This is a genomic window from Streptomyces sp. NPDC060027, from assembly GCF_042737005.1.
Taxonomy (GTDB): Bacteria; Actinomycetota; Actinomycetes; order Streptomycetales; family Streptomycetaceae; genus Streptomyces.
In genome coordinates this window covers 1-3,868 of record NZ_JBHWVI010000396.1, presented here as the reverse complement: position 1 = coordinate 3,868, position 3,868 = coordinate 1, and the positions used below count along the sequence as shown (strand labels likewise).

At 73.0% G+C, this 3,868-nt stretch carries 3 protein-coding genes and 1 tRNA gene; 2 read left to right on the top strand and 2 right to left on the bottom strand.

Going from position 1 to position 3,868, the window contains the following annotated elements; genetic code table 11:
- The coding region (locus ACFWBT_RS42205) for a helix-turn-helix domain-containing protein (RefSeq protein ID WP_385709904.1) at window positions 1-408 on the bottom strand (408 nt) is incomplete at its 3' end.
- 347 nt (window positions 409-755) lie between these two features.
- A tRNA-Val gene (locus ACFWBT_RS42200) sits at window positions 756-830 on the bottom strand.
- A gap of 564 nt (window positions 831-1,394) precedes the next feature.
- On the opposite strand from ACFWBT_RS42200, the gene ACFWBT_RS42195 reads away from it, so the two are divergent.
- Both ACFWBT_RS42195 and ACFWBT_RS42190 read left to right on the top strand, forming a co-directional pair.
- Complete coding sequence (locus ACFWBT_RS42195; RefSeq protein ID WP_385709902.1) at window positions 1,395-2,210, top strand: DUF4097 family beta strand repeat-containing protein; 816 nt, start codon at window positions 1,395-1,397, stop codon at window positions 2,208-2,210.
- 75 nt (window positions 2,211-2,285) lie between these two features.
- Window positions 2,286-3,722 carry a hypothetical protein gene (locus tag ACFWBT_RS42190; RefSeq protein ID WP_385709899.1) on the top strand — a complete coding sequence of 479 codons (1,437 nt, stop codon included), beginning with the start codon at window positions 2,286-2,288 and terminating at the stop codon, window positions 3,720-3,722.
- The last annotated feature ends 146 nt before the right edge of the window (window positions 3,723-3,868 follow it).

Sequence of the window (3,868 nt, the reverse complement as noted above, 5' to 3'; positions counted from 1 at the left end):
GGTCTGGGCCGACAGCCGGCGGTAGTGCCGGGCTCCGCGCGGGTCGACCGTGCCGTTGCGGCGGATCTCCCGGCTGATCGTGGAGGGGCGGCGGCCCAGCTCGGCGGCGATCTGCCGGATCGTGGTCTTCTCCCGCAGCCGGTCGGCGATATGGATCCGGTCGGCTTCACGGAGGTAGCGGGAAGGACCCGAAGGCGCCACCGCAGGGATTGGTGGCGCCCCGACCGTCCTGCCGGACGGGGCACGGCCGTTACGCCACCGCTTTCCCGTCCGGTAGTTGATCCCGACCATCAGGCACGCTTCCACACTGCTCATGCCCTGTTGCACGAGCTGAAGGTAAATGCGCCGTTCCTCGGTCAACCTACGGCGTCCCTGGTTGACCGACCGGTTCCGAATCTCGAAGTCCATCGCACTCCCCAACTGGGGTGTTGCGACGACTCCTAGAACTCAAGTAACTCGGTCAGGGGCCGTTCTGGTGAGCGTTGTCCGTCAGCGACCGTGGCTCCCCGCTGTTTCCCGACCGAACGGGCACGGTAGGGGCACGATCGAGCAGCCGCTAGCTGCTGGCAGCGTTCCGAGCCTGCTTCCTTGATCGGCGGTACCGGCGCCACCTGGGCCCAAAGGAAGGTACGGCGCCCTCCGCGCGGCCCATCTGGCACGTGAGTGGCACGGCGGTCCCGAACGGTCCGAAACGACAGAGGCCCAGATCACCGGAATCACACCGGCTGACCTGGGCCTTGTTCGTGTCCTGAGACTGGTGGGCGCGGACGGTTTCGAACCGCCGACATCCGCCTTGTAAGGGCGGCGCTCTACCACTGAGCTACGCGCCCAGGACGAGTCGACAGCCTACATTGCCCGGGGGGATGCCCCGCAAACCCGTATCCGGCGAGTGGCGTGGCCCCGACCAGGACCGGGACGGGACGGGCCGGGACGGACGGAGCGAGTGGGACGACGCGCCGGGCCCCGGACAGGACGGTCGCCGTGCAGCAGGCAGCAGGCAGCAGGCAGCAGGCAGCAGGCAGCAGGCAGCAGGCAGCAGATGCTGTCGCCCGCCTCGGGTGGGCGACAGCGGAGTGCTGTCGGGCGGATCCGCCCGGGAAGGCTCGTCAGCGTCCCCGGCCCGGCTGTCCCCGGCAGGGCTGTCCTCCGGCACGGCTGCCCCCCGGCGGGGCTGTCCCCCGGCACGACTGTCCTCCGGCAAGGCTGCCCCCGGCCCGGCTGTCCCCCGGCGGGACGGCCCGGGGTCATCGGCCCGGGGGTTATCCCCACCCCGTATTCGGGAGCGGCCCGGATCCCGCCGGGCTTCCTCGGTGCCTAACGTCGAAGAGGCTTCGCGGACCGGTTCCGGTCGACGTGCCGAAGCGACTCGCAGACCGTCCCAGGGGGAGATCATCATGGCCCGCACACCCACCCGCAGCGGTACCCGGACCCGCACCCGCAGTGCCTCACGCACCCGTGCCGCCGCCGTCGGCGGTGCGGTGATCGCGATCGTCCTCGGCGGCACCGCGTGCGGCGCGTCCGCCGGGGACGACAAGGAGCCCGAGCAGCGGTCCTTCGCGCTGGAGGGCCGGACCCTGACCGTCGACTCGGACGACTCCGCGCTCGATCTGGTGGTGTCGGACTCCGCGAAGGCCGGTGAGGTCCAGGTCACCCGGTGGTTCCAGGGGCATGTCAGCATCGGCGGGGACCCGAAGGTCACCTGGGCGATGAAGGACGACGACCGGCTGGTGCTGCGGATGAAGTGCTCGGGCGTCATCGCCGACTGCTCGGCCCGGCACCGGATCGTCGTGCCCCGCGGGACGGCCGTCAAGGTGGAGGACGGGGACGGCGGGGTGACCGCCCGGGGCTTCGAGGAGGCGCTGAGCATCCGAACGGCGGACGGTTCGGTGCGGGTCAGCGACTCCTCCGGACCGCTCGATCTGCGCAGCGGCGACGGCTCGATCCGGGCGGTCGGCGTGGACGCGCGGAGCGTGCGCGCCCGTACCGAGGACGGCTCGGTACGGCTCGAACTCGGTACCGTGCCGGACCTGGTGGACTCCCGCACCCAGGACGGCTCCGTCTCGATCGTGCTGCCCCGGGCCACCTACCGGGTGACGACCGGGAGCGGTGACGGTTCGGTCGACGTGGACGTGCCCCGCGACGACACGAGCGCCCACCAGGTCTCCGCGCACACGGGCGACGGAAAGATCACAGTACGAACCGCGAACTGACCGGCCCGTGTGTTCGTCCTTAACCGGTGGGAGAATGACAGCCGGGCAAGGCGGATGACAGCACGGGAGAGGGATGTGACGGCGACACCTTCGCAGCCGTACTCGCCGTTCGCGCGACGCGCGCGGCCGGCACACCCTCTTCCCGCTCGGCGGAACGTCCCGCCGGGGCGGCGGCCGGTGAGCCGTCCTCGTTCGTACGTCGTCCGTGACGTGCTCACTCTCGTCGCGCTGCCCCTGCTCGCCGCCCTCGCGCTGCCCGCGGCCTTCGCGGGAGGCGGCACCCGGCGCTGGTTCGGCGGGCGGGCCGAGGGCCAGCGCGCCGAGGCACAGGCCGCCAAGGACGCCGCGGCGGCGGCGTTCTACGAACTCGACACCGCCCAGCGCGACCTGCGCATCTCGATCGAGACCATCACGGCCGTGGACGACTCGCCGGCCGCCCGGCGCGCGGTCTCCGATTTCGAGGCGCTGGGGCGGCGGATCGACGAGGCCAGCCAGAAGTACATCACCGCCGTCGACGCCCACGATCTGGACCGGGACGAGCTGGAGGCGTCGGTCGCGGCACAGGCCCGGGGCGAACTCACGGCCGCGAAGGACGAACTGGGCCGTGTGAAGGCCGAGCTGGACCGGTTCGAGCAGGGTCTCGGCCCACTGCTCGGCAAGGCCGAGACACAGCTCGCCCGCCTGGCCCCGGCCGTCGAGCGCGCCCGGCAGGCCCTGCTCGCCGCCTCGAACGCCCTCGATTCCGTACGGCAGTCGGGGCTCGGGGCCGACGACCTCGCCGCCCGGCTCGCCGCCCTCGGGCCCGAGCTGACCAAGCTCAACCAGGGCGCCGGACAGCACGGCGTGCCGGAGACGCTGGAGCGCGCCGAGCGGGTTTCACGGGAGGCCGAGGCGGTGCGCGCGGAGGCGGCGCGGCTGCCGGAGCGGGCCGCCGAGATCGACCACCGGCTCGTTTCCCTGCGGACCCGCGCACAGGCGCTGACGACCCGGGCGGGGCAGGTGGAGCCGGTGCTGAGCGAGTTGCGGCGGCGGTTCTCCGCGGCGTGCTGGCAGGACCTCCAGCATGTGCCGGACCAGGCCGAGGAGAACGTACGGCAGGCCGAGCTGAGGCTGAAGGAGGCACGGGCCGCGCGTGAGGCGCAGCGCTGGCCGGACGCGACCTCGCTGCTGGCGACGGTGCGCGCGCTGCTGAACAACACCGACGAGGCCGTGTCGGCGGCCGGAGACCGGCTGCGGCGGCTGAACGCCGTGCAGAAGGACCCCCAGCAGGAGATCGACCGCACCCGGTTCGCGATCCGGGACGCGCAGCGGCTGGCCATGGCGGGCCGCAGCACCCCCGATCCCCGGCAGGCCCGCCCGCTCGACGACTCCGTGGCCCGGCTCGACAGGGCGGTCGCCACGCTGGAGGGCCGGCATCCCGACTACTGGCACTTCCTGACCGAGACGGAGGCGGTGCGGCAGACGGTGGCACGGGTGGTCGCGCAGATCCGCGAGGAGCGCGGCGGCGCCTGAGGGTGATCAGGGGAGCTCGCGGGAGTGCCCGCGGGAGCCCCTGGGGAAGCACCAGGGCCCGGGCCCGTCCGAGCGCCCATCACCGGCAGCCCCGGCGGCAGCCCCGGCGGCAGCCCCGGCGGCAGCCCCGGCGGCAGCCCCGGCGG

Bases quoted from the DNA above. Each gene is read 5' to 3' on its own strand.
- ACFWBT_RS42195 (WP_385709902.1), top strand. From the start codon at position 1,395: ATGGCCCGCACACCCACCCGCAGCGGTACCCGGACCCGCACCCGCAGT.